The following is an 8351-nucleotide window of genomic DNA, read 5'->3' on the forward strand; positions in this document are numbered from 1 at the left end:
TCAACCTAAATACGCCTGGCTCTATACAGATTTGCTTATCAGTCAGCGGGAGATTCGTCCGCGATCAAGACAAGGAGGAGATTGTATGTCGGTTCGCCAATACGGGACGGTTGGGGAGCTTATGCAGTGGACCCGGGAGCTTGCAGATGCTCCATACCGCTCCTATTTGTATTCCTACCCGCATAAAACCGCCTACCAGCCGATTGAGCCGGCGATTCCGCTGTCCAAACTTTGGGAAGCTGAGCAGGCGGACAGCTATTTTTTGTATATGCATATTCCGTTCTGTGCGGTGCGCTGTGGGTTCTGCAATCTGTTCACACTGCCTGATCGGCGCGCGGATGTCCATAAGGAGTACGTGGATGCGCTTGAGCGTCAGGCTGAACAATGGGCGGAATTTATGCACGGCAAGCCTTGGGCCAGATTTGCAATAGGCGGAGGAACTCCGACACTGCTGGAGCCACGGCAGCTGGAGCGGCTGTTCCATATTGCGGAGAACATACTTGGCTTGAACCCGCAGCAGGCGTCGATTTCCGTGGAAGCCTCTCCGGATACGGTTACCCAAGAGCGGCTGCAAATCTTGAGGGCGCATCACGTCGACCGGGTGAGCATGGGCATCCAGAGCTTTGTAGAGGCGGAATCTGCCGCAATCTATCGTCCGCAGAAGCCGAGTCTGGTAGAAGCGGCGCTGGAGAAGCTGACGGCCTTTCAATTTCCGCTGCTGAATCTGGATCTGATCTACGGATTGCCGGGGCAGACTGTGCAGTCCTGGCTCTATTCTGTAGAAAGAGCCTTGAGTTATGAGCCGGGAGAACTGTTCATTTACCCGCTTTATACGCGCGAGCATACGATTGTGAAGCCGGAGCAAATTATGGAGCAGGGGGAGGATATCCGTCTGCAGTGCTACTATGCAGCCCGTGATCTGCTGCTTTCCCGAGGTTATGAGCAGTTCTCGATGCGCAGATTTGCTAGGCCTGCGGCTATTGGAGCCAAGCAGGTGCTTCACTATAGCTGCCAGGAGGAAGGAATGGTCGGACTAGGCTGCGGCGCCCGGTCGTATACGCGCGGGGTCCATTACGCTTCCCGATATGGCGTGAGCCGTGCCGCTACACAAAGCATCATAGCCGATTATGTATCTGCCGAGAGCTACCGTTCAGCGGATTACGGCTTTATTCTGAATGAGGCGGAGCAGCGGCGTCGATTCCTGCTCAAGGCGCTGCTGCATAAGGAAGGGCTGGTGCTGGACGCGTATGAGCAACGTTTCGGGACCCGTGTGCTGGAGGATTTGCCGCAGCTGGAGCGGTTGCTTGCGACCGGACTCGCACTGGTGGAAAGCGGGAATTTGAGCTTGTCAGACGAAGGGATGGCGTACTCGGATGCGATCGGCGACTGGCTGATCTCCGATGCCGTGCGAGAACAGATGGAAGGATATGTGGTTGTATGAAGGCTGTGTTATACTATCGCGGAACGCTGTCCTCCTGCAACTATGACTGTCCTTACTGTCCTTTCAGCAAACATATCGACAGCAAGGAGACGCTTGCCCGTGACCGCAGCCAGTTGGAAAAGTTCATGAGCTGGGTCCGTGTGCAGGGGAAGTTGGGCCACCGGTTGTCCGTCTTCTTCAATCCATATGGCGAGGCATTGCTTCATCGCTGGTATCGGGAAGCGATGATTGAACTGTCCGGCATGAAGCATATCGACAAGATAACGGTGCAGACAAATCTTTCGGTCAAGCTGGATTGGACATCGCAGCTGAATCCGGAGAAGGTTTCCTTCTGGGCCAGCTATCATCCGGGGCAGACGGAAGAGAGTCGCTTTGTAGCGCAGTGTATGGAGCTGTACAATCGCGGCCTGCGTTTTAGTGTCGGCTCGGTGGGCGTTCGCAGCGCTTTTGAGCCAATAGATTCGTTGCGACGGGCACTGCCTGAGGATGTATATTTGTGGATCAATGCTTTCAAGGATAATGGCAATCGCTATACTGTAGAGGAAATCGACCTTCTGGCATCAATTGATCCGTATTTCAGGTGGAATATTCCGGACTATGAGAGTCTGGGCAAATCGTGCCAGACCGGATCGCAGGTGTTTTATGTTCAGGGCTCGGGTCAGGTGAAGCGATGCTATCAGGATCGCAAGGTTATCGGAAACCTTTATCGTGACGGGCTGGAGGGGCTGTCTCAAGAGCGTGCCTGCGGCATGGGCAAATGCGGCTGCTATATCGGATATATCCACATGCCAGAATTGCAGCTTGACAATCTGTACGGAGAAGGGCTGCTTGAGCGTAATCCGCAGCTGCTGCCCTAGTCTCTCATCCGGGAAATTATCAGGGATAACTGCTCCATCCCTGCCTGAATTTGATTGATGTTAAGCTGGGAGACATTCAGCTTGACAATCGGAAGTTGCTCAAAGCTATGCAAATAATGGGGCTCCATGGAGCCCAGCAGTATTGATTTTTGCTTCAATGCACTGATCAACTTGCCGGTCAGCGCTCTTTTTTTGAGCAAAAAATGATTTAGGATCATGGGTTGTGCTGGCGGTATATAGGCTACCAGCTCCGGATGAAGCTCGGCCAAATGCTTTAAGGCGCTGTCCAGTACAAGGGCTTTTTCCGCATAGGAGGAAATTACACGTGCCCGGTGACGGGCAAACATGCCGCTTTTGATATATATTTCAAGCGCTGCCTGTGACATTGCCGCGCTATCTATATCGAGAATTCGCTTATATCGGGTAAATGCCTCGACTAGCGATTCAGGCAGGATAGCCGCCCCGACCCGTAGACCCGGGAAAATAATTTTAGAATAACTTTTCAAATAGATGACACGGGAGGCGCGGCTGTAGGCATAGATGGGGTCGGACTTAGAATTTTGCTCAAAGTCGCCCATGTAGTCATCCTCGACAATATATACATCGTAGCGCTCGGCGAGTTCCGCAATTTTCTGCTTCGTCTCTTCATCATACGAGCTGCCAAGCGGATTATGAAATCTGGGTATCGTATAGAAGAATTTGATGTTCCCGGTTCGAAATAACTGCTCCAACTCATCCAGATCGATACCCTTCGCTGTCCGGTTGATCCCCGCTACAGGAATGCCGCGCGTCTCCAGCAGCTCCATTAACAAATGGTAGCCGGGCTGTTCTACCAGTACTTTCTGCTTCCCGCTTGGAAATTCAAGTTCGCTCAAAATGGAAAGCGCCTGCTGCACTCCAGAGGTTATGATGATTTGCCTTGTGTTCACAAAAACCTGATAGGACATTAACTGCTTCTGGATAACCTGTATCAGGGCGGGAAGTCCATGGGGCATCCCGTATATGAACAGCTCGCTGCGGTAAGTATCGATGGCTTTATTCATACAGTGCTGGAAATCCACATAAGGAAAGATGTCGGGGTCTGGTGAGGCGGAAACAAAATCCAGTAAGGAAGATTGCTTCTCCTTAACGTCTTTCGTGTTTTTGACAACAAAGAATCCGCTCTTGGGAATAGAGTAAACCAAATGACGCTGTTCCAGCTCTTGCAGAGCTCTGATGATGGTGCTGTGGCTGTAATTGTATTGACGGGCAAGCAAACGGATGGAGGGGAGTTTATCCCCTTGCTTTGCATGATCGATCCATGTTTCCAAATCAGCAAGCAGCATCATATATTTAGTCATCGTATCCCTCAGTCTATATTCTGTATCGGTACAGATTATGTTTTCTACTATTGTATCACAGGTGAGTGCCGGGTAAGATCAGAGTATGGATGCTGCGCAGCATGACAAAAAGTCCGAATGGATAAGGACAGACAGAAGGTGAAAGCGATGAATCAGAATCGAACCAGCGGTTATGCTGCCGCTTTAATGTACTCCGTTATTATCGGCTTTTCGTTTATATTTGTAAAAATCGCCCTGGAGGACGCAGGGCCATTGGATATTTTGGCACATCGTTTTACCTTGTCGTTTGCAGCGGCAACGATACCGATCCTGTTTGGATGGGTTCGACTTCAAATTAAATGGAAAAAAGATCTCTTGTATATCCTGCCTCTCGCTTTATTTTACCCCGTCTTGTTCTTTACCTTTCAGGTATTTGGACTGGTCTATACTACAACTTCGGAAGCGGGAATTATACAAGCAGCGATCCCGATCTTCACCATGCTGCTCGCCGCTTATTTTCTGAAGGAGCGGACCCGCGGCTGGCAGCTTGCGGCAACACTTGTCTCCGTATTTGGCGTCATGTTTATCTTTATGCTGAAAGGGTTGGATGTACGTTCTTCCAGTCTGATCGGGAGCTTACTGATCCTGCTGTCATCGCTCTCCTCTGCCGGCTACAATGTAATGGCCCGCAAGCTGGGGGGCAAATGGGATGTTTTTACATTAACGTATGTAATGACTGCAGCAGGCTTTGTACTGTTCAATGCGATGGCGCTGGGCGAGCATTTGCGGCAGGGGGCACTTGGGCAATACTTTGCTCCATTTGCGAAGCTGCCATTTTTAATGGCCATTTTGTATCTGGGTATTCTGTCCTCGCTTCTGACGTCGTATCTGTCCAATTTCGCCTTGTCCAAGCTGGAGGCGTCGCAGATGAGCGTATTTGCCAATTTGGCGACTCTGATCTCGATTTTGGCGGGAGTAATCGTATTAAATGAGCATCTGGAATGGTTCCACTATATTGGCGGCCTCTGCATCCTGCTCGGTGTTATCGGTCGGAATTTGCTGCCGAGACCAAAGAAGCGCGCGGTCAGTCGTCAACAAGGCGCAAGTTCGGGCTTATAAAGTATTTCACTAAAGCCAAGGTCTCTTTGTTCAAACGCAAAGAGTTGCCTTGGCTTTTTTTGAAATCCAAATGAGGAATATTTATTGTGCAAATCAAGCTGGATGGGGTAAAAGCAACCTCCAGGACTTATTTGGGTGTATCAAAAAAATCCGGGTGGGCTCCTGTCCTTATATCCTGATTTAACCCGTCAATGGCAAGCATCGCTTCATCGGAAAGCTCGAAATCGAAAATACCGGCATTCTCGATAATACGCGTCGTTGTAACGGATTTGGGAATGGTTGCAATGCCAAGCTGCAGATTCCACCTCAAGATAATTTGCGCGACGGATTTATTGAGCCGGGACGCAAGCTCAGTAAGAACCGGTTCATCCATAAGTCTCCCCCGCATAAGCGGGCTCCATGCTTCCACCTGAATGCCGCGGTTCCGGCAGAAGTTCAGCAAGGGCTTCTGTGTAAGCCGAGGATGAAGCTCAATCTGGTTAACCGCTGGAAGGATGTCGCTTGTTGCGATTATTTCCTCCAGATGATGAGTCTGGAAATTGCTTACCCCGATCGCCTTGATTTTGCCTTCCTCATACAATTTAATGAAAGCGCGCCAAGTTTCCGTGAATGCATCCCGAACCGGCCAGTGAATCAGGTACAGGTCAATATAGTCAAGCTTCAACTGCTTCAGGCTTTCCTCAAAGGCGCTGATTGTACGCTCATAGCCATGCTCTGTGTTCCAGAGCTTCGTGGTCACAAACAATTCTTCGCGCGGCACTCCCGATTGCCGGATCGCTTTGCCGACTTCCGCCTCATTTCCATAGATGGTTGCAGTATCAATACTCCGATATCCGTAATCAAGAGCGGTTCGTACAGAGCGGATCAGCTTTTCCTCTTCCCTGACCTTCCAGACGCCGAGGCCAAGCCATGGCATTTCCGTGCCGTTATTTAACCGGATTCTGTCTGTAATTGAGCGGGTCAACAGCAACGCCTCCCTGCCTCCATATTGTTTTTTTAGAAACATGCATATGACTGGCTGCTTTTTTATATTACTTCAAGAAAGGAAAACCTTAGGCTGGCAATTGCAGTCTTCTAAGCCGGATTTAAAATATGGGTTGCGCAAAACGACGCCGAAAAAGCAGAAAACAGCCGTTCAGGAAGAAGGGGGAACTCGCTTGAGTCGACAGGTGAATGTGTCACTATGCATGATTGTTAAAAATGAGGAGGCCGTTATCGGCAGGACATTGGAGAAAGCGGATAGATATGTGGATGAGATTGTTATTGTAGATACAGGTTCGACCGACAGAACGAAGGAAATTTGTCGGAAGCATAAGGCAAAAATCTATGACTTCAAGTGGACAGCCAGCTTTGCCGAAGCGCGCAACTATGGTCTGGGCAAGGCAGCGGGCAAATGGATTTTGTGGTTGGATGCGGATGAAGAGCTGGAGGTGGAGGACGAGCAGCTATGGCGGAGCAGCCTGGAGCAGAGCACCCCTCTTTTGTGGGCGGTCCCGATCATCAATTATTATGGCAAAGAGCCTGCAGATCCGAATAGGGCGTACTTTGCCGCCCAACATAGAGTGTTCCGTAACGGTGCGGGGCTGCGATTTGCTGGTGCTATTCATGAGCAGCTTCAGGTCGGTCAAATCCCGGATGATGCATTGGAGCTTAGGCAGCTGCCGGCGCGCATTCACCATTATGGCTATATGGACGCTATAACCGGGGAGAAGAACAAGCATCATCGCAATTTATCTCTGCTGGAGCGAGAAAAGGCCAACGAAGACTACAGTCCATGGGTGGATTATCATTTGGCAAGTGAATATTACCGGGTAAACCAATACGAAGAGGCATTTGCAAACCTGAACATCTCGATCAGGCGATTTGTGTCGGCAGGCAAACTGCCTCCGTCGCTGATCTACAAAATGAAATATGATATTTTGCTTGCACTTGGGAGTATTGGCAGTGCAGAACAAGGAATTGACAGAGCGATTCAGCTTTATCCGGATTATACGGATCTTCATTACTATAGAGGGGTTATTTTGTTCATAAAGGAGAAATATGAGGCTGCCGAGGCAGCATTCCGCTATTGTCTCGAGCTTGGGGAGGAACGGCTTCCTTATTTGATCCTGAAAGGAGTCGGCAGCTTTTATGCGCTGTATTTAATTGGGCGATGCCGGGAGGAGTCCGGGGACATGGAGGGGGCCAAAGTGTTCTACAAGAGAGCCATTGACCTATATCCGGGGTATGACGAAGCCAGGGAGAGATTGCAAAAGCTTGCGCATGATGATAAACAAGCTTGAATCTCGAAAAATGGAGTTCCGGAGTTTAGAAAGGAGAGTAAAACTAGCAATCAGTCCTCCTTAATGCGGTCACAAAATAGAAGTGAACTGGTTTTATCTTCTACCTAAAAATCAATAAAATGATAGGAATGCCCGGTTCAACGGATATTTATTTGCCATATTCTATTTTGTGCATTATTAATTACCGTGTAGGGAGGTGGATTCATGTCGCAATCTAACATTCCTAATATTACTCCAAATATTACGTTGACGCGAGAAGACGCCGTTAATCTTATACTGTCTTCCATCGCAATGGAGGAGTTAGGACTAAGCCATATTCTCAATGCCGGCGGGGAAAACCTTCAGTTTGTATTGGGGACATTGCCGGGGGTAAGCAGTCCGCCCGCAACAATTAGTGATGTTTTGGCAGTAAGTGACAGCGTTCGTTCGACAATTGATAGTGCAACAAAGAGTCAGCTTTTCCTGCAGTCCAAGCTGGATAGCGCTTTGAATGCATCGGTATTGTCAGGCCCAACCGGCCCAACGGGTCCAACAGGTCCTTTTGGCGGTCCACCGGGTCCAACCGGGGCAACAGGGACCACAGGCGCAATCGGTTCAACGGGTCCGACAGGAGCCACGGGAGCAACAGGTATCGGATTAGGAGGGGCAGTGATATTTGACCCATTGGCGGCCCCAGGCTATCTGGTCGGTCAAGTAGTCACATTTGGTGGAAGCACATATATCGTGGTGACAGCTCCGCCGACAGGCACGCCAGGGATATCGCCTGACTATTTGTTGCTTGCAGCAGCGGGAGCGACCGGGGCAACAGGAGCAACTGGGGCTACTGGAACAACGGGAGTAACCGGGGTAACCGGAGTAACGGGAGTCACCGGGGTAACCGGAGTAACCGGAGTGACGGGAGTAACCGGAGTAACGGGAGTAACGGGAGTGACGGGAGCTACCGGGGTAACGGGAGTGACGGGAGCTACCGGGGTAACCGGAGTGACGGGAGTAACCGGAGTGACGGGAGCTACCGGGGTAACGGGAGTGACGGGAGTAACCGGGGTAACCGGAGTAACGGGAGTAACCGGAGTGACGGGAGCTACCGGGGTAACCGGAGTGACGGGAGCTACTGGGGTAACCGGAGTGACAGGAGTCACCGGGGTAACCGGGGTAACGGGAGTGACGGGAGTCACCGGGGTAACCGGAGTAACCGGAGTGACGGGAGCTACCGGGGTAACGGGAGTGACGGGAGTAACCGGAGTGACGGGAGTAACCGGAGTGACGGGAGCTACCGGGGTAACGGGAGTGACGGGAGCTACCGGGGTAACCGGAGTGACAGGAGTCACCGGGG

General features: G+C 50.8%; 7 protein-coding genes. 5 read left to right on the plus strand and 2 right to left on the minus strand.

Annotation, left to right across the window (positions count from 1 at the left end; all coding sequences use genetic code 11):
• Positions 1–85: 85 nt before the first annotated feature.
• Together JFN88_RS15920 and JFN88_RS15925 are read left to right on the plus strand one after the other, a co-directional pair.
• Complete coding sequence (locus JFN88_RS15920; protein ID WP_199020248.1) at positions 86–1441, plus strand: STM4012 family radical SAM protein; 1356 nt, start codon at positions 86–88, stop codon at positions 1439–1441.
• Positions 1438–2298: an STM4011 family radical SAM protein gene (locus JFN88_RS15925; protein ID WP_199020249.1), complete on the plus strand. Its 861-nt coding sequence runs from the start codon at positions 1438–1440 to the stop codon at positions 2296–2298. The genes JFN88_RS15920 and JFN88_RS15925 overlap by 4 nt, the downstream gene beginning before the upstream one ends.
• Here JFN88_RS15925 and JFN88_RS15930 read toward each other — a convergent pair.
• The gene (locus JFN88_RS15930; RefSeq protein ID WP_199020250.1) at positions 2295–3638 is read right to left on the minus strand and encodes an aminotransferase-like domain-containing protein; all 1344 of its coding nucleotides are present in this window, start codon (positions 3636–3638) and stop codon (positions 2295–2297) included. The genes JFN88_RS15925 and JFN88_RS15930 overlap by 4 nt on opposite strands.
• A 147-nt stretch (positions 3639–3785) precedes the next feature.
• Here JFN88_RS15930 and JFN88_RS15935 point away from each other — a divergent pair, with 147 nt between their 5' ends.
• Positions 3786–4736, plus strand: a complete 951-nt coding sequence (locus tag JFN88_RS15935; protein ID WP_199020251.1) for a DMT family transporter — start codon at positions 3786–3788, stop codon at positions 4734–4736.
• A 127-nt stretch (positions 4737–4863) separates the two neighbouring features.
• Here the strand turns inward: JFN88_RS15935 and JFN88_RS15940 are convergent, their stop codons facing one another.
• Complete coding sequence (locus JFN88_RS15940) at positions 4864–5700, minus strand: aldo/keto reductase (protein WP_199020252.1); 837 nt, start codon at positions 5698–5700, stop codon at positions 4864–4866.
• A 193-nt stretch (positions 5701–5893) separates the two neighbouring features.
• On the opposite strand from JFN88_RS15940, the gene JFN88_RS15945 reads away from it, so the two are divergent.
• Positions 5894–7018 carry a glycosyltransferase gene (locus tag JFN88_RS15945; RefSeq protein WP_199020253.1) on the plus strand — a complete coding sequence of 375 codons (1125 nt, stop codon included), beginning with the start codon at positions 5894–5896 and terminating at the stop codon, positions 7016–7018.
• A gap of 204 nt (positions 7019–7222) precedes the next feature.
• Positions 7223–8351: alpha-helical endospore appendage domain-containing protein (locus JFN88_RS24620; RefSeq protein ID WP_500048324.1), on the plus strand; the 1129-nt coding region annotated here is incomplete at its 3' end.

This window comes from Paenibacillus roseus, assembly GCF_016424485.1.
GTDB lineage: Bacteria > Bacillota > Bacilli > Paenibacillales > Paenibacillaceae > Paenibacillus_D > Paenibacillus_D roseus.

Coding starts and splice junctions, on each gene's coding strand:
- JFN88_RS15920 (WP_199020248.1), top strand. CDS start 86: ATGTCGGTTCGCCAATACGGGACGGTTGGGGAGCTTATGCAGTGGACC.
- JFN88_RS15935 (WP_199020251.1), top strand. CDS start 3,786: ATGAATCAGAATCGAACCAGCGGTTATGCTGCCGCTTTAATGTACTCC.
- JFN88_RS15930 (WP_199020250.1), bottom strand. CDS start 3,638: ATGACTAAATATATGATGCTGCTTGCTGATTTGGAAACATGGATCGAT.
- JFN88_RS15925 (WP_199020249.1), top strand. CDS start 1,438: ATGAAGGCTGTGTTATACTATCGCGGAACGCTGTCCTCCTGCAACTAT.